The sequence below is a fragment of the Sphingomonas sp. P3_C5 genome (assembly GCF_056402635.1).
Map to the genome: position 1 here is coordinate 388,701 of NZ_JBFUHA010000005.1, position 15,980 is coordinate 404,680.

Annotated in this window: 13 protein-coding genes; 9 read left to right on the forward strand and 4 right to left on the reverse strand. The window is 64.7% G+C overall.

Translation table 11 applies throughout. The features are described 5' to 3' along the window. Positions 1-100: 100 nt before the first annotated feature. The 6 genes from ileS to AC1DVS_RS15280 are packed head-to-tail and all read left to right on the forward strand — an operon-like array spanning position 101 to position 7,216. Positions 101-3,040 (forward strand): isoleucine--tRNA ligase, encoded by a 2,940-nt coding sequence (gene ileS / locus AC1DVS_RS15255; protein ID WP_478024359.1) that lies wholly within the window; start codon positions 101-103, stop codon positions 3,038-3,040. Further along, positions 3,040-3,558, forward strand: coding sequence for a signal peptidase II (gene lspA / locus AC1DVS_RS15260; RefSeq protein ID WP_478024360.1), 519 nt, complete (start codon positions 3,040-3,042; stop codon positions 3,556-3,558). Before ileS ends, lspA begins: the two co-directional genes overlap by 1 nt. Beyond that, positions 3,551-3,961, forward strand: a complete 411-nt coding sequence (locus AC1DVS_RS15265; RefSeq protein ID WP_478024361.1) for a DUF3035 domain-containing protein — start codon at positions 3,551-3,553, stop codon at positions 3,959-3,961. The genes lspA and AC1DVS_RS15265 overlap by 8 nt, the downstream gene beginning before the upstream one ends. A 23-nt stretch (positions 3,962-3,984) precedes the next feature. After that, a complete protein-coding gene (locus tag AC1DVS_RS15270) occupies positions 3,985-4,899 on the forward strand; it encodes an ABC transporter permease (protein WP_478024363.1) in 915 nt (304 codons plus the stop codon). Then, entirely contained in the window at positions 4,896-5,678 is a 783-nt protein-coding gene (locus AC1DVS_RS15275; protein ID WP_478024364.1) for an ABC transporter permease, read from the forward strand. Before AC1DVS_RS15270 ends, AC1DVS_RS15275 begins: the two co-directional genes overlap by 4 nt. Continuing rightward, positions 5,675-7,216: an ATP-binding cassette domain-containing protein gene (locus AC1DVS_RS15280; RefSeq protein ID WP_478024366.1), complete on the forward strand. Its 1,542-nt coding sequence runs from the start codon at positions 5,675-5,677 to the stop codon at positions 7,214-7,216. Before AC1DVS_RS15275 ends, AC1DVS_RS15280 begins: the two co-directional genes overlap by 4 nt. 77 nt (positions 7,217-7,293) lie before the next feature. On the opposite strand, the gene AC1DVS_RS15285 is transcribed toward AC1DVS_RS15280, so the two are convergent. From AC1DVS_RS15285 to sseA, 4 genes are all read right to left on the reverse strand, one after another. Then, positions 7,294-8,049: a TorF family putative porin gene (locus AC1DVS_RS15285; protein WP_478024368.1), complete on the reverse strand. Its 756-nt coding sequence runs from the start codon at positions 8,047-8,049 to the stop codon at positions 7,294-7,296. Between the two features lie 222 nt (positions 8,050-8,271). Beyond that, positions 8,272-9,537, reverse strand: coding sequence for a mechanosensitive ion channel family protein (locus AC1DVS_RS15290; RefSeq protein WP_478024370.1), 1,266 nt, complete (start codon positions 9,535-9,537; stop codon positions 8,272-8,274). Continuing rightward, a complete protein-coding gene (gene metC, locus AC1DVS_RS15295; protein WP_478024372.1) occupies positions 9,534-10,775 on the reverse strand; it encodes a cystathionine beta-lyase in 1,242 nt (413 codons plus the stop codon). The genes AC1DVS_RS15290 and metC overlap by 4 nt, the downstream gene beginning before the upstream one ends. Beyond that, complete coding sequence (gene sseA / locus AC1DVS_RS15300; protein ID WP_478024465.1) at positions 10,730-11,578, reverse strand: 3-mercaptopyruvate sulfurtransferase; 849 nt, start codon at positions 11,576-11,578, stop codon at positions 10,730-10,732. Before sseA ends, metC begins: the two co-directional genes overlap by 46 nt. A gap of 117 nt (positions 11,579-11,695) precedes the next feature. Between sseA and queF the strand changes: the two genes are divergently transcribed. From queF to AC1DVS_RS15315, 3 genes are all read left to right on the forward strand, one after another. Next, a complete protein-coding gene (gene queF, locus AC1DVS_RS15305) occupies positions 11,696-12,142 on the forward strand; it encodes a preQ(1) synthase (RefSeq protein ID WP_478024373.1) in 447 nt (148 codons plus the stop codon). 142 nt (positions 12,143-12,284) lie between these two features. Further along, positions 12,285-14,558: a glycosyltransferase family 4 protein gene (locus AC1DVS_RS15310; RefSeq protein WP_478024467.1), complete on the forward strand. Its 2,274-nt coding sequence runs from the start codon at positions 12,285-12,287 to the stop codon at positions 14,556-14,558. A 52-nt stretch (positions 14,559-14,610) separates the two neighbouring features. Continuing rightward, positions 14,611-15,888: a glycoside hydrolase family 130 protein gene (locus AC1DVS_RS15315; RefSeq protein WP_478024375.1), complete on the forward strand. Its 1,278-nt coding sequence runs from the start codon at positions 14,611-14,613 to the stop codon at positions 15,886-15,888. The last annotated feature ends 92 nt before the right edge of the window (positions 15,889-15,980 follow it).

Sequence of the window (15,980 nt, forward strand, 5' to 3'; positions counted from 1 at the left end):
CCGTTTCCGCTCCAGCCGACCATGCACGAAAGGAGCAAGGCCCATGTTGCCACCAGCGACCTAGCAACGGACCATCCTCTCGTCTAAAGCCCGGCCACTTATGACTGATACACCCGCCCCCGCCGCGCAAGATTATCGCGATACCGTCTTCCTGCCGAAGACCGACTTTCCCATGAAGGCCGGCCTCGCCGCGAAGGAACCGGCGATTCTCGAGCATTGGGCAAAGCTTGGCCTGTATGATCGCCTGCGCGAGCAGCGGAAGGGCCGCGAGCGCTTCATCCTGCATGACGGCCCGCCCTACGCCAATGGCGACATCCATATGGGCCATGCGATGAACAAGGTGCTGAAGGACATCATCGTCCGCAGCCAGTCCCTGCTCGGCAAGGACGCGCCTTATGTACCCGGCTGGGATTGCCATGGTCTGCCGATCGAATGGCAGGTCGAGAAGCAGTATAAAGAGAAGAAGCTCGACAAGGATCAGGTGCCGGTCGCCCAGTTCCGCGCCGAATGCCGCGCTTATGCCGAGAAATGGGTGGCGGTGCAGCGCGAGCAGTTCAAGCGGCTCGGGGTGATGGGCGATTGGGAAGACCCGTACCTCACCATGAAGTTCGACGCCGAGGCGGCGATCGTCGGCGAGTTGCTCAAGTTCGCCGAGAGCGGCCAGCTGTATCGCGGCGCCAAGCCGGTGATGTGGTCGCCGGTCGAGAAGACCGCTCTGGCCGAGGCCGAGGTGGAATATGAGGATGTGGTGTCGACGCAGATCGACGTCGCATTCGAGATCGTCGAGGCGCCGAACGCGCCGGAACTGGTCGGCGCTTATGCGGTGATCTGGACGACGACGCCGTGGACGATCCCGGTGAACCAGGCGCTGAGCTATGGGCCTGAGATTGATTACGTAGCCTATAAAGGCCGGCAGCATGCGCTGATTGACAAGGCATTGCCCGCTACCTCGGAAAACCTGAAGACTGTTTGGGAAGGCGTCGTGGTCGTCGCTGCCGAGCTTTTCGATCGCGGTCAGCGCGATGACTTCCGAGGGAGGACTTCCTTCACGCCGGATGAGACTCCGTTCAAGCCTATCTGGACAGGCAAGGGCTCCGACCTCGCCGGCGCTATCGCCCGCCACCCGATGCACAAGCTTGGTGGCTTCTTCGCGAAACCCCGTCCTTTCCTGCCCGGCGATTTTGTCACCACTGACGCCGGTACCGGTCTGGTCCATATGGCCCCCGATCACGGCGAGGACGATTTCCTGCTGTGTAAAGCGCACGGCATCGATCCGGTGTTCGCAGTCGATGGTGCCGGCATGTACCGGCTCGACTGGCTGTGGCTGGGCGGGCAGGGGAGCGTCATCAACAAGAAGTTCGTCGCCTCGGACGGGCCGATCTGCAGCGATCTGCGCGAGGCCGGGGCGCTGCTCGCGGCATCGGACGATTTCGCGCACAGCTATCCGCATAGCTGGCGCTCCAAGGCGAAAGTGATCTTCCGGGCGACGCCGCAATGGTTCATCCCGATGGACCAGACGCAGCGGCACCAGGCGGTTGCCGAGCCGATCGAACTCGGCGTCGATGTCGGCTTCGCGCCGGTTCTCGGGCACGGCATCGGCAACGCGCCGACGCTGCGGGAGATCGCGCTCGACGCGATCGAGCGGACGCGCTGGGTGCCGGCGCGTTCGCAGAACCGCATCCGTGCGATGGTCGAGGGGCGGCCCGACTGGGTGATCTCGCGCCAGCGCGCCTGGGGCGTACCGATCGCGCTCTATGTCGAAAAGAAGACGCTGTTCGATCCCGTCCCAAATTACCTCGCTGACCCCGCGGTCAACGCGCGCATCGTCGCGGCGTTCGAGGAAGGCGGCGCGGACGCGTGGTTCACCGCCGATCATCAGGCACTGCTCGGGCCCGACTACGATCTCGCCGAATGGCAACCACAGAACGACATTCTCGATGTCTGGTTCGACAGCGGCTCGACTCACGCCTTTGTGATCGAGGCGCGGTACGGCGAGGGCACGCGCGCGAACCTGTATCTCGAAGGCTCGGACCAGCATCGCGGCTGGTTCCAGTCGTCCTTGCTCGAAAGCGCCGGCACCCGCGGCCGTGCGCCTTATGATGCTGTCCTGACTCACGGCTTCGCGCTCGACTCGAACGGCAAGAAGATGTCGAAGAGTCTCAAGAATGTCGTTGATCCACTCAAGATCATCGAGGAATCGGGCGCCGATATCCTGCGCATGTGGGTCGCGCAGACCGACTATTTCGAGGATGTGCGGATCGGCAAAGAGGTGCTGAACACCACCTCCGACGCCTATCGCAAGCTGCGCAACACCTTCCGCTACATGCTCGGCGCACTCGATGGCTTCACCGACGCAGAGAAGGTCGACACGCGGCATATGCCCGAGCTCGAACTTTATGTGCTCCACCTGCTCGGCCAGCTCGATGTCGAGCTGAAGGCGGCGACGGAGAATTACGAGTTCAACCGCTATTTGCGGCTGCTGACGGATTTCGCGGCTGAGGACCTGTCGTCCTTCTTCTTCGACATCCGCAAAGACAGCCTCTATTGCGACGCGCCGACCGATCCGAAGCGGCGGGCGTATCGCACGGTGCTTGATGTGCTGTTCCATGCGCTGGTCCGCTACGCAGCGCCGATCCTGTGCTTCACGGCCGAGGAAGTGTGGCAGGCGCGTTTCCCGAGCGAGGACGGCTCGGTCCATTTCCTCGAATGGCCTGAATTGCCCAAGCTGCCCGGCGACGATGCGGTGGCGACGAGTTGGTCCGATGTGCGGGCCCTGCGCGAGGCAGTGACCGAGGCGATCGAACCGCTGCGCCGCGACAAGATTGTGCGCTCCAGCCTCGAGGCCGAAGTGACCGTCCCGAAATCGGCCTTGACCCCTGAGGCGCTCGCCGAGATTTTCATTGTCGCCAAGGTGAGGGCGGGCGATGCCGTGTCCGTTACCCGCACTGAGTTCCACAAATGCGGCCGCTGCTGGCGCCTCCTGCCCGAAGTCGTGCAGGATGGTGCCCTTTGCGATCGCTGCACCAAGGTCGTTTCCTGATGCGTAAGCTTCCTGTCGTTGGATTGGTAACCGGCGCGATCCTGTTCATCGCGGATCAGGCGGCGAAATATGGCATCACCAACAGCCTTGGCCTGAACGAGATGGGCGAGGGGCGGGAGATCAATTCCATCTTCACGCTGCGCTTCGTCGCGAATCACGGCGTGTCGCTGGGAATGCTTCACGCCGATACCGAGGCGATGCGCTGGGGCCTGGTGGCGCTGACGGCCGCGATCGCGGTCGGCGTGCTTGTGTGGATGTTCCGCGAACCCAATCGCCAGGACCAGGTCGGGCTCGGCCTCGTGCTCGGTGGCGCGATCGGCAATATCCTCGATCGGGTGCGGTTCGGCTATGTGGTCGACTTCGCCGATCTGCACTTTGGCGAGTGGCGGCCCTTTTTGGTCTTCAATGTCGCGGATGCGGCGATTACGGTAGGCGTGCTCATCCTGCTTGTGCGAGCGCTTCTTGTGCGCGACAAGCCCCGGGCAGGGCGTGCTTCAGTGGAGAATATGAATGCGTAAGTTGGTGTCGATCGCAACCGGGCTCGGCCTCGCCGTCCTGCTATCCGGCTGCGCCCATGGCGGCCGGGAACATGCGAGGCCCGACGAGTTCGCGGTCGGTCGTCAGGCGCCCCTGATGATTCCGCCCGATTTCGCGCTGACCCCGCCCCAGCCCGGCGCCGCGCGCGCCAATGACGTGAGCCCCAACGCCCAGGCGCTCGACGCCCTGTTCGGCGGCCCGTCGCAGCGCAGCGCGTCCGAGAGCGCGACGATCACCGCGGCAGGCGCTGACGTTGCCGATCCCGGCATTCGCTCGGCTGTCGGCGATCCGGGCACCAATGTCGTCGACAAGGGCTCGACCACCCGCGACATCGTCGCCGCTCCGCCAGGCGACGGCCAGGACGCCAAAACCACGGCCAAGTGAGCCGCTGAACAGGGGCGGCGGACATGCGCGCGATCCTGATTCGCAGGCTCGCGACGGCGATCCCCACGCTCCTCGCGGTTATCCTCCTCTCGTTCGTGCTGATGCGCGCGGCGCCGGGCAGCCCGTTCGATGCCGAGCGCCCGCTCGACCCCGCCACGCGCGCTGCATTTGCCGCCGCTTACGGCCTCGACAAGCCGCTGCCCGAACAGGCGGCGCGTTATCTGGGCGGCGTGCTGACCGGGGATTTCGGGCCCTCGCTCGTCTATAAGGATTTCACGGTCGGCGCGCTGATCGCGCAGGGCCTGCCGGTCTCGCTTACGCTTGGCGGGCTGGCGCTGGTGCTGGCGCTATGCCTCGGGATCGGCGGCGCGGTGGTGGCGGGGACTCATGCCGGCGGGCTCGTCGACCGCATCATCATGGTCAAGGCGACATTGCTGACCGCGATCCCCACCTTCGTCACCGGGCCAGCACTGGCGCTCGTCTTCGCATTATGGCTGCAATGGCTGCCGGTATCTGGGCTGGACGGTGCCACCTCGCTCGTGCTCCCGGTTATTGCCCTCGCATTGCCGGTGGCGGGTGCGATCGCCCGGCTGGCGCGGGCCGGGCTCGCGGTCGCCCTGGCGCAGGATCATGTGCTGGCCGCCCGGGCACGCGGGCTTTCGCCGCGCAGCATATTGCTGCGGCATGCGCTACGCCCGGCGCTGGCGCCGGTGGTGAGTTATCTCGGCCCGGCCGCGGCGGGCTTGCTGACCGGCGCAGTCGTTATCGAGACTGTGTTCGGACTGCCCGGCCTCGGCCGCTACTTCGTCCAGGGCGCGCTCAACCGCGACTACCCGCTCGTCCTGGGCGTGGTGATACTCTACGCAGCGCTGATCCTGCTCTTCAACCTGCTCGCCGATCTTGCTTATGGCTGGCTCGATCCCCGCGTGCGCGGATGAGGATCGCGGGATGGACGATCGTCACGGTTGCGCTCGCGGCCCTGTTGCTGCCCGTGATGCTGCCCTGGGGCTATGACCAGATTGACTGGGGCCATGTTCGCGCGGCGCCCTTCACCCATGGCCATTTGCTCGGCACTGACAGCGTCGGGCGAGATTTGCTCGCGCGCACAATGATCGGCACGCGCATCACGCTCGCCGTCGCGGCTGCGGCGGCGTTGGTCGCCTTGCTGATCGGCGCAGCCTGGGGTGCGATTGCCGGCTGGGCCGGCGGACGCGTCGACGAGGCGATGATGCGGGTTGTCGATGCGCTTTACGCGCTGCCCTTCATGTTCGTCGTTATTCTGCTGATGGTCGCGTTCGGGCGGTCGATCGTGCTCGTCTTTCTCGGCATCGGTGCGGTCGAATGGCTGACGATGGCGCGGGTCGTGCGCGGGCAGGTGATGGCACTGCGCCACCGTCCCTATGTGCTTGCGGCCGAGGTGGCGGGAGCTCCCTCTGGGGCGATCCTCCTGCGCCACATCCTGCCGAATGTGGCCGGCGTCGCGCTTGCCTATCTCGTGCTGACGGTGCCGCAGGTGGTGATGGTCGAGAGCTTCCTCTCCTTCCTCGGGCTCGGGGTGCAGGAGCCGCTGACGTCGCTGGGTATTCTTGTGCATGACGGGGCGGAGGACATGGATGTTGCGCCCCTCGCCCTGCTCGTGCCCGGCGGGGTGCTGGTCGGGCTGATCCTCGCGCTGACGACGCTCGGCGAGCGGCTGCGCGATCGGCTGGCGCGATGACGCTTTATTCAGTCGAGCGGCTGGGGGTTCGGATCGGCGGTCAGTCCGTTGTCGAGGATATAAGCTTTAGCGTCGAGCCTGGTCGATGCACCGCGCTGGTCGGCGCTTCAGGGTCGGGCAAGAGCATGAGCTGCCTGGCGCCCTTCGGCCTGAGCAGGGGCATCGCCAGCGGTTCGGCGCGTCTGGGCGGGAGCGAGCTGGTCGGCTTGCCGGAGCCGGCGCTTCGTCCCTTGCGTGCGCGCGTCGGCTTCGTTTTCCAGAACCCGCTCTCGTCGCTCACGCCGCACCTCACCATCGGACAGCAACTCTTGGAGGCAGCGACACAGACCGGCGGCCCGCGTCCAGACACGCGCGCGCTTGAAGGTCTGCTCGACCAGGTCGGGTTGCACAAGCCAGGCGTGCTGCGCAGCTATCCGCATCGGCTGTCAGGCGGCGAGCGCCAGCGCGTCCTGATCGCGGCGGCCATCGCACACGAGCCAGAGCTGGTGATCGCCGACGAGCCGACCAGTGCGCTCGATGCCGATCTACGCCACGCGATCATGGAGGTGCTGGCGCGGCTGCGCGACAGGGGCATGGGGCTGTTGCTGGTGAGCCATGACCTGTCGCTGGTCGAGCGCTATGCGGATCGAATCGTGGTGCTTGAAGCTGGCCGTGTGGCTGAAATGGGCGAGGCGGCCGCCCTGCTCGCTCAGCCGACGAGCGAGACCGCGCGCGCGCTGATTGCGGCAAGCCCGCGGCTCAATGATCCCGCACCGAAGCTTCCGCCAGCGGGCGGTCCGCTGCTCGAGGCGAGCGATATTGGCGTGAGTTTCCGGGCGCGAGGATGGCGAGGCGGTCGCGTTGCCGCAGTGGCGGGCGCATCGCTGGCGATTGCGGAAGGCGAGGCGCTGGCGATCGTCGGTGCGTCTGGCTCGGGCAAATCGACCCTGGCGCGGGCGATCGGGCGGATCGGGTCGTGCGACAGCGGCGTGGTTTTGTGGCGCGGCGAGGCGCTGCCGCCAAGGCATCGAATGCGCCGCGAGCATCGGGCGGGCATGCAGGCGGTGTTCCAGGATCCGGTTGCGAGCCTCGATCCGCAATGGCGCGCGGCGGACAGTGTCGCGGAGCCGTTGCGCTATCTGATGCCCGAATTTACGTCGGCAGATCGCGCGGCTCGCGCCATTGCTGCGCTTGAAACGGTCGAGCTCGGCGCGGAATTCGCGGATCGCCGCCCGGCGGAACTGTCGGGCGGTCAGGCGCAGCGCGTTGCGATCGCCCGAGCGCTGGTGGCAGCGCCCGATTTGCTGATCCTGGACGAGGCGACATCGGCGCTGGACGTGCTGGTCGCCGGGCGCATCCTCGATCTGCTTGAGCGACTGCAGCGCGAACGCGGGCTGGCGATCCTGCTGATCACGCACGACATCGCGGTCGCGCGTCGGCTCTGCCACCGCATCGCGGTGATGGAGGCCGGGCGCATCGTAGAGGAGGGGCCGTCGTTGCAGGTGATTGCGGCCCCTGAATCGACAGCGGCGCGTGCGCTGATCGCAGCCAGCAATTGAAACGAAAAGGGGGCGGCAATGCCACCCCCTTCCGTGTCGCGATTGCGTGGGTCCTGTCGGACCCAGCCGAAAGTCGCTTAGAAGCTTACGCCGACCGAGCCTACGACACCCGAGCCCGTGAGGTTACGGTTGCCGAGGAACACGTCCTTGTTCGTATCGACATAGGTCACACCGAAGGTGAGATGGTTCCAGGTGACGCTGGCCCCAAGATTCCAGTCGGTATAACCCTTGCTGGCGTCGGGGACGAGGTAGCTGGGACCGAAGGTGTGGCCAAGATGCGCGGTGAGGCTGATCGGCGTTTTCGGAATGGCTGCCGACAGGTCCCCGGCAAGGTACAGATTGTCCTCCTTGCCAAAGCCCACCGACAACGCGTTCGACTTCGGCGCATAGTTTGCGGTCAGTTTACCCGTGACTGGGCCCATGGTCGCCGAGATATCGACATAAGGCTCGAAGAAATCGGTCTTCGCATGGCCGCCGCCCGGATAGTAATAATAGAGGACGCCGCCATCGAGTTTGATGCCGTTCGCAAAGGTATGCGAGTAGCCCGCGATCAGATCGAGCTCCTGATCGCTGCCCGCTGCGATATAATCATCGATCGTGGAGCCCCAGGCGCTCACATAAAACCCGGAAGAATGCGTGACAGTGAAAGTGCCCTGCACGGCGACTTTCTTGTTGGTCTGCGAAACACCGCGGAAACGGTAATCGGTAACGACGGTGGCACCGCCCGTTACCGTGAACTCTGGCGGCGGCGCCGTCGGGCCATCGTCGGCGAAAGCCGGCGTTGCGGTGGCGGCGAGCATCAGCGCACTGAGGCTGATCGTGGAAAAACGCATGGGTGTCCCTTTCGAAAGAAAAATCGGGTCCCCACCTGCAGCCGACGGACTGGGGCATCTGTCGAAAGCCGAAGCTTCCCGCGCCGCTTGATCCGTTCGGTAAACTAAGATTGCCGAAACGCGCTGCAACGCACAACTTAATTCTGTCATGCCGCGCATGGTTTGCGCAGCATGTTGCACGTGCGCAACAGTCTGTGCCGTTACGGCACGCGCACTCAGCGCCTATTTTTCGGCCCGAATATGCACTTCACGCTGCGGGAACGGGATCTCGATTCCATGTTCCTTGAACAGCCACCAGACCCGGTTGAGCACATCCGAGCGGACGCTGCCGACACCGCCCTCGGGATCGCTGATCCAGGCGAGAATCTCATGCTCGACGCCGCTCTCGCCAAAGGCGGTGAGCCAGACATTCGGCTTGGGGCTGTCCAGCACGCGCGGGCTTTCACTCGCCGCGCGCAGCATCAATGCCTGAGCAAGTTTCAGGTCGCAGCCATAGCCGACCGCCAGCGGAATTCGGATTCGGACGTTGCGATCGGTATAGGACCAGTTTTCGACTTCATTGGTCATCAGATTCTCGTTCGGAATCAGATGTTCCTTGCCGTCGCGTGTCAGGACCGAGACGGCGCGGATGCCGATCCGGTTGACCCAGCCGAAGCTCTCGCCGACCACGATCACGTCGCCGGGTTTGATCGAGCGGTCCATCAACAGGATGATGCCCGCGATCAGGTTGCCGATAGTCTTCTGCAGCCCGAAGCCGACCGCGAGCCCGAACGCGCCCGAGAAGACCGCAAAGGCGGTCAGATCGATGTCGAGCAGATCGATGCCGAAGAAAAAGGCGGCGACCACCACCGTGATCGCGGCGAGCTTTTGCGCGAGCAGCTTCTGGGTCGCGTCCATGCCGCGCGAGGTGCTGATCCATTGGGCGGTCGCGCGGTTGACCAGCCTTACGCCGGCATAAAGCGCTATGGCCGTCACCACGATCGTGATCAGCGACAGAAGCGAGAAACGGCGCGTGCCGATGTCGAAACCGATCCGCTCCAGAGTCTGCGAGATCGGCGCTAGCCCGCCGACCGCATGGCTGAACAGCGCAATGAACAGGATCGCAGCGACGAGCCATGCCATCCAGCGCGGTATGCCGAGCCCCCGAAGAATCGAGACACTCGTCATTGCCGTTGCCGCCCCGAGGGCAAACCCGATCGGGAAGGCAGCGAGCATCGGCCAGGGCGCCGCATTGAGCAGGATGGCCAGCAACAGGGCCGCGGTGCCGTGGCGCAGGATGCGATGCAGGCGGTCACCGATCCCTTCCGCCTGGGCGCCGAGCCTGCGCTTCCATTCGGCCTCGACCCGTGGGCCAAGCATCCGGCCGGCGATCAGTCCGGTGAAGAGCGCTGCTATCACCAGGCCGCCGGCAATGGCAGCCTCGATCAGCACTGATTGCGAGATCGTCCCCAGCCCCTGCATCTGCAGCCAGGCGAGGACCGGGCTCATGCCAGGGCGGCCCGGAACCGGGCGAGGCCGGCGGCGAGATCAGCGATCAGGTCGTCGGGATCCTCTATGCCGATCTGCAGGCGCACCAGCAGGCCGATATCGTGCCGATTGGTGGCAGTGCGATAGCGCGCCGGATCGACGGGTAGGGCCAGGCTCTCGAAACCTCCCCAGCTATAGCCGATGCCGAAATGCTCAAGCCTATCGATCAGCGCCGCGCGCGCCGCTTCGGTTCCGTCTTTCAAGGCGAAGGAGAAGAGGCCCGATGACCCCTTGAAGTCGCGCGCGAACAGTTCGTGTCCCGGGCAGTCGGGCAATGCCGGGTGGAGGACAAGCGTGACGTCCGGCTGTTCCTTCAGCCAGTGCGCGACCTTCAGCGCGCTCGACTGGTGCTGAGCGAGACGGATCGCAAGCGTCCTGAGGCCGCGCGCGCCGAGCCAGCAATCGTCGGGGCTGGCGACCTGGCCGAGCTGGAAGCTGGTGTCGCGCAGCTTCGCGAAATGTCCGGGCGCGGCGGTGACCGAGCCGAGCATCACGTCCGAATGGCCGACGATGTATTTGGTGCAGGCCAGAATGGTGAGATCGACCCCGCGCTCGATCGCCGGGAAGAACAGCGGCGTCGCCCAGGTATTATCGAGCAGGGTGACGATGTCGCGCGCCTTGGCCGCGGCGACGATGGCGGGGACGTCCTGGACCTCGAAGGTCAGGCTGCCGGGACTTTCCATGAAGATTGCGCGGGTGTTGTCGGCGATCAGGTCTGCAATGCCGGCGCCGATCAGCGGATCGTAGAAGCGCGTCGCGATCCCCATCCGCTTGAGCAGCCCGGTCGCCATCGAGCGGGTCGGATCATAGGCGCTGTCAGGCACCAGCAGCTCGTCGCCCGGCGAGAGCACCGACAACAGGGCGGCGGCGATCGCCGCTACGCCGGATGGGTAGATGAAGGTCGCCTCGGCACCCGGCTCGAGCTCGGTCAGCGCCTCGGCGAGAGACCACTGAGTCGGCGTACCGCGCCGGCCATAGAACAGCCGGTGATGGGTATCGCGCGAGCCTGCGGCGCGCAGATCGGCAACGGAATCATAGAGGATCGTCGAGGCCCGCCAGACCGGCGTGTTGACGATCCCCTGAGTCCATTCAGCGCGGCGGCCGGCCGAGACGACACGGGTCGCATCGCCCTTGGGCTGGTCTCCGCTGCCGCTCACGCCGGCCCCATTGCCTTGGGAGTCGAGCGATCGGCGCCCCATTCGGACCAGCTGCCGTCATAGAGCGCCGCATCATTTCCGAGCAGATGCGCTCCAAAAGCGAGGACTGAAGCAGTGATGCCCGAGCCACAGGTGGTGACGAGCGGCTTGCTCAGGTCGATTCCGGCGCTCTCGAACTCGGCCTTGAGCGCGTCGCCCTGTTTCCAGCTGCCGTCAGCGTTGAACAACCGGCCATAAGGCAGGTTTTTCGAGCCCGGAATATGGCCGGCATGAGTCGCCGGGCGCGGATCAGGCTCCTCGCCGGTGAAGCGCGCGGCGGAACGTGCGTCGAGCACCTGCTCGGCGCCGCTGTCGACATTCGCTTTCATCTGCTCGAGGTTGCGAACGCCCTTGTCGTCTGCCCAGACGGTGAAGTGGCGGTGGCGGAGCGTTTCCTTGCCGCTTGCGGTTTCGCGGCCCTCGGCCTGCCATTTGGCGAGCCCGCCATCGAGGATCGCGACATCATGGGCGCCGAAGGTGCGGAGCATCCACCAGGCGCGGGCGGCGGTATGAAAGGGCGAGCTGTCATACAGGACGATTCGGCTGCCGTCGCCGAGCCCGAGTGATTGCATCCGGCTGGCGAACTTTTCGGGGGAAGGCAGCATCGACGGCAGATCGCTATTGGTGTCGGCCAGCTCGGCCAGATCCATGAACACCGCGCCGGGGATATGCGCCGCCTCGTAATCGGCGGCCGGATCGCCCGCCGGCGCACCGGGAAGGCTCGACATATAGGTCGCATCGACGATCCTCAGATCGTTCGCGCCCAGTTCGCCTGCGAGCCACTCCGTCGTTACCAGCGAGTCCATGACATGCTCCTTGTCTGTTGGTGCTTCCCTAACCACCGGCAGCGGCGGCGTCGAGACGATCGCGGAACGATATGCCGCGCGTTTCAATTTGCGGCTTCAAGCCCTAGATAGTCAGTCATGACCCCCAAGCATCTCGGCCAGGCCAGTGCGCTGCCGTCCTCTCMAGACGAAGCGCTGCTCGATTATGTTCCCAATCCGCGCCCCGGACGGCCCTATCTGGTGCGCTTCACCGCGCCCGAATTCACCTCGCTCTGCCCGGTGACCGCGCAGCCTGATTTCGCGCATCTCGTGATCGACTATGCGCCGGCCGAATCGATCGTTGAATCCAAGTCGCTGAAGCTGTTCCTGGGTAGTTTTCGCAATCATCAGGCGTTTCATGAGGATTGCACCGTCGGCATCGGCGAGCGGCTGACGGCGGAGATGAAACCGATCTGGCTGCGGATCGGCGGATATTGGTATCCGCGCGGTGGCATACCGATCGACGTCTTCTGGCAATCGGGGCCGCCGCCCGAGGGGATGTGGCTGCCGGCGCAGGATGTTCCGGGATATCGCGGCCGAGGTTGAGTTCCTCCATTCGGCGCGAACTTGATCGAGATCAGCGCGAATCATTTGTTGCAATGCAACATGGTTGCAACCATATTGAAGCTTGGCCGTTCGTGGGAGGCAATCTGGGCGCGAGCCCCTTATTCACATGAGGTTAGAGGCGATGGTGCTTTCGGCACAAGCAGTAACCCCGATCGATCATCTGGCGTTGATTGGCAATTTCCTGCCACGGAAATGCGGCCTTGCAACATATACTACCGACACGTTTACCGCGCTAAAGGGCCGATTCCCTGATTTGAAGATCGACGTCTATGCGATGGACGATCATCCCGGGCTCTATGATTATCCCCCCGAGGTGACGCTCAGCATCCCCCAGGAGGAGCGACTCGCCTATACCAGCGCGGCACGCGCGATCGAGGGCAGCGGCGCGCAGGCGATCTGGCTTCAGCATGAATATGGCATTTTCGGCGGTCCGGCCGGCGAGCATATTCTGGCGTTGCTCGATCGCGTCTCGATCCCGGTGATCGTCACGCTTCACACTATTCTCGAAAAGCCGAGTGCCGATGAGCGCCGGGTGATGGAGGGCCTGTTGCGCCGCGCCACCAAGGTGGTGGTGATGGCCGAGCGGGGCCGTGAGATTCTCGAACGCGTCTATGGCGCCAGCTCGCGGATGATCGTGATGATCCCGCACGGGGTGCCCGATCGGAAGTTTCTCGATCCCGATGTGCTCAAGCCGCAATTCGKGTGGGAGGGCCGCAAGACCGTTCTCACCTTCGGCCTGCTCGCGCCCAACAAGGGCATCGAGACAATGATCAACGCGCTGCCCGAGATCGTCGCGGCGCATCCCGACGTGCTGTATGCGGTGCTTGGCGCCACGCATCCGAATCTGGTTGCGCATGAGGGTGAAGCCTATCGCGATGGGCTGAAGGCACTGGCCGCCGAGCGCGGCGTCTCGGACCATGTCGAGTTCATCGACGCGTTCCTCGAGCATAACGAGCTGATCGACTATCTGCAGGCGGCGGACATCTATGCCACGCCTTATATCAACCCGGCGCAGATCACCTCGGGCACGCTTTCCTATGCTGTCGGGGTCGGCAAGGCGGTGGTCTCCACGCCCTATGTCCATGCCACCGAGATTCTCGCCGACGGGTATGGCGTGCTGGTCGATTTCGGCGACAGCGCTGCCTTCGCACGCGAGATCAACGCCTTGCTCGGCAGCGACCGCAACCGGACGAAACTGTCGGAGCGTGCCTATGCGCGGGGCCGGACGATGATCTGGCCGCGGCTCGCCGAGGCTGCCATGCGCGAGATCGTCGAGATGGTCGGCGCCAAGCCGCGCCGCCTGGTCGGCGGTAGCCTTTCCTTCGCGCCGCTTGCGCCCGATTTCGCGGCGGTCGAGCGGATGAGCGATTCGACCGGCATGCTCCAGCACTCGATCTATTCAGTGCCTGACCGCCGTCACGGCTATTGCATCGACGATAATGCGCGCGCGCTGATGCTGGTCAGCCACATGACTGATCTCGACGAAGCCGTGCGGGACAAGTGGATGACGATCTACGCGTCGTTCATTCAATATGCCTGGAACCCCGAGGCACGCCGCTTCCGCAATTTCATGAATTTCGACCGCACCTGGTGCGAGGAAACCGGATCCGAGGATTCGAACGGCCGCACGCTCTGGGCGCTCGGGGTCACCGCGCGCGATTCCAGCGTGCGCAAGCATCGCGACTGGGCGGTGTCGATGTTCGATCTCACCGCTTCGCTCGCCCTCGAGCTCGGCAGCCCACGGGCGCATGCCTTTGCCATGCTCGGCGCGGCGGCGATCCTGGAGGCTTATCCGGGGCACACCCTCGCGCGCACCATCTTGACGCGCTTCTCGGCTGAGTTGCTGGCCTTGCTCGAGGAAGCGCGCCGCCCTGAATGGGAATGGTTCGAGATCGTCCTCGCCTATGACAATGCGCGCCTCCCCGAGGCGCTGATCCGGGCGGGCATGGCGTTGAAGCGCGACGACCTCGTCAAATGCGGTATCCAGACGCTTGACTGGATCGTCAGCCGCCAGACCTCGCCGGAGGGACGTTTCCGGGCGGTCGGTACCGAGAGCTTCGGCCGGGTTTATTCGGAGCCATTGCCGTTTGACCAGCAGCCGCTCGAGGCGCAGGCGACGATCGATGCCTGCTCGACCGCATTCGACGCGACCGGAGATATGCGCTGGATCGACGAGGCGACGCGCGCCTATCGCTGGTATCTCGGGCAGAACGATCTCGATCTGCCGCTTGCCACAGCGCAGGACGGCGGGTGTTTCGATGGCCTGATGCCGACCGGGCTCAACCGCAATCAGGGCGCTGAGTCGATTCTGGCGCTGCAATTAGCGTCTTGTGCCATTTCTAGGCTTTCAATGCGGGCCGAAAGCATGGCAGGACCGGATCGCGCCGTCGCGTAGCCTCGCTCGCGTCGCCGCACGGAGCGTATCTCGGGGGCGAGGCGGACCAAGCTTGATTGACCTGTTTCACCATGCACTACGGCTGCACGCCGATCCCTCCCGGGTTGTGGTTCGGCCTTTCCACCTTGCCTGGGCGGGCAATGGCGGCAGCCGGACCGAACGCCTCGTTCGCGAGGTGATGGAGCTCGACTCAGCCGAGACGCGCCACGAGCTCGAGGTCGTGCTCAAGGATTTCGAGGCGCGCCACTGGCAGACCCGGCGCGTGTTCATGACCCGCTATGACGAGATCGAGGAAATGCTCGGCCTCGACGGCAGCGAGATCGGCGACGAGAAGCGCCAGCTGATCGGCGCCTATTTCTGCCACGAATACAGCTATGCCGCCGCCGCGCTGATGAACCCCAGCGCGACGCCGCATTTCGACCAGTCCGGCATGCCGCCAGGGTCGCAGCGCATCCTGATGTCGCTCCGCGCAGTGGGCGAGGGGCATATCTCGTCAGTCGCCTTTCGCGAAGGCATCATCACCAGCAAGAATGAGCTGAAGCTCGCGCCCGAGCCGCCCTTCGCCACCGCCACCGATGCGGTCGGCATGGACGAGGAGGAACTGCCCGAGGGGCCGATCACCGTCTATCGCCACCGCGATTCGACTCTGTCGGGCACGGTGATCTTTCCGATCACCGCGGCGCAATCGAAGGGGCTGGAAGACCTTCGCCTCGTCCAGTTCACGCATGAGGACGGCAGCGTCGAATGGCTCGGCACCTATACCGCCTATAATGGCTCGACCATCCAGTCCGAGCTGCTCAGGACGCGCGATTTCCGGGCGTTCGATCTGGTGCCGATGTCTGGCCCCGCCTCGCGCAACAAGGGCATGGCATTGTTTCCGCGCAAGATCGGCGGGCAATATATGATGATGGGCCGGCAGGACGGCGAGAATCTGTTCCTGCTCAAATCCGATACGCTGACGCATTGGGAGGAGGGCGAGAAGCTGCTCACTCCCATGTTCCCGTGGGAACTCGTCCAGATCGGCAATTGCGGGCCGCCAATCGAGATCGAGGAGGGCTGGCTGCTGCTGACTCACGGCGTCGGCGCGATGCGCAAATATTCGATCGGCGCGGTGCTGCTCGACAAGGACGATCCGTCAAAGGTGCTCGGCCGCACTCAGCAGCCGATCCTCGCCGCGGCGGACCAGGACCGCGAGGGCTATGTGCCCAACGTCGTCTATACCTGCGGCGCGATCCGCCACGAGGACAAGCTGTTCGTGCCTTATGGCGTGGCGGACAGCTCGGTCGCCTTCGCGTTCATCGAGATCAAGACACTGCTCGCGGCGATGTGATCTTCAAGCCCCGCGCCGGGTGAAGAGCGCCCCCGCGCTCTTCAGGCCATGCCGGGAGCATGGCCGACCCGGTGCGCCCTCAGGGGAGGGGC

Excerpts from the sequence above, each read along its gene's own strand:
- ileS (WP_478024359.1), top strand. The coding sequence starts at position 101 with ATGACTGATACACCCGCCCCCGCCGCGCAAGATTATCGCGATACCGTC.
- lspA (WP_478024360.1), top strand. The coding sequence starts at position 3,040 with ATGCGTAAGCTTCCTGTCGTTGGATTGGTAACCGGCGCGATCCTGTTC.
- AC1DVS_RS15265 (WP_478024361.1), top strand. The coding sequence starts at position 3,551 with ATGCGTAAGTTGGTGTCGATCGCAACCGGGCTCGGCCTCGCCGTCCTG.
- AC1DVS_RS15270 (WP_478024363.1), top strand. The coding sequence starts at position 3,985 with ATGCGCGCGATCCTGATTCGCAGGCTCGCGACGGCGATCCCCACGCTC.
- AC1DVS_RS15275 (WP_478024364.1), top strand. The coding sequence starts at position 4,896 with ATGAGGATCGCGGGATGGACGATCGTCACGGTTGCGCTCGCGGCCCTG.
- AC1DVS_RS15280 (WP_478024366.1), top strand. The coding sequence starts at position 5,675 with ATGACGCTTTATTCAGTCGAGCGGCTGGGGGTTCGGATCGGCGGTCAG.
- AC1DVS_RS15285 (WP_478024368.1), bottom strand. The coding sequence starts at position 8,049 with ATGCGTTTTTCCACGATCAGCCTCAGTGCGCTGATGCTCGCCGCCACC.
- AC1DVS_RS15290 (WP_478024370.1), bottom strand. The coding sequence starts at position 9,537 with ATGAGCCCGGTCCTCGCCTGGCTGCAGATGCAGGGGCTGGGGACGATC.
- metC (WP_478024372.1), bottom strand. The coding sequence starts at position 10,775 with ATGGGGCGCCGATCGCTCGACTCCCAAGGCAATGGGGCCGGCGTGAGC.
- sseA (WP_478024465.1), bottom strand. The coding sequence starts at position 11,578 with ATGGACTCGCTGGTAACGACGGAGTGGCTCGCAGGCGAACTGGGCGCG.